This window comes from Oleiphilus sp. HI0123 (assembly GCF_001635315.1).
The window spans coordinates 1-685 of sequence record NZ_LWGE01000276.1 but is presented as its reverse complement, the minus strand read 5'-3'; the positions used below and the strand labels follow the sequence as shown (position 1 = coordinate 685).

The window sequence follows — 685 nt, the reverse complement described above, 5'->3', positions numbered from 1 at the left end:
TGGCGAAGTCAAACCCATTGCCTTCGGGCGTAGGTAAAGGTTTTGCAGAACTCAAATCAAGATTATGGTTTGTGTTCGCTGCAATCCTGGTTTATCGAGTTGGTGCGCACATTCCAGTGCCAGGCATCAACCCAGAGAGACTAGCCGCGCTATTCGAGCAAAACCAAGGTACTATTTTGAGCTTGTTTAACATGTTCTCTGGTGGTGCATTGGAGCGAATGAGTATCTTCGCCTTGGGAATCATGCCCTATATTTCTGCATCGATCATTATGCAGTTGTTAACTGCTGTAAGCCCTACTCTTGAACAGCTTAAGAAAGAAGGCGAAGCGGGTCGTAGAAAGATTAGTCAGTATACGCGTTATGGCACAGTTGCTTTAGCGTTGATACAGGCTTCAGGTATGTCGGTAGGTCTTGCCTCTCAAGGTGTGACCTTCACTGATAGCTTTAGTTTCTACTTCCTTGCGATCTCTACATTTGTTTGTGGTGCTGTCTTCCTTATGTGGTTGGGAGAGCAGATTACAGAGCGTGGTATTGGTAACGGTATTTCCTTGTTGATATTTGCAGGGATTGTCGCGGGTTTACCAGGTGCGTTCGGTCAGTCGTTTGAAGCTGCAAGGCAGGGAGAATTAAATCTCCTTGCATTGTTAGGTATTGGTGTATTCGCAGTTGCTATCGTTGCCTTCGT

The 685-nt window shown here is 46.0% G+C and carries 1 protein-coding gene; it reads left to right on the top strand.

The genetic code is table 11. The features are described 5' to 3' along the window. Nucleotides 1-17: 17 nt before the first annotated feature. Nucleotides 18-685: preprotein translocase subunit SecY (locus A3761_RS02695; protein ID WP_197472757.1), on the top strand; the 668-nt coding region annotated here is incomplete at its 3' end.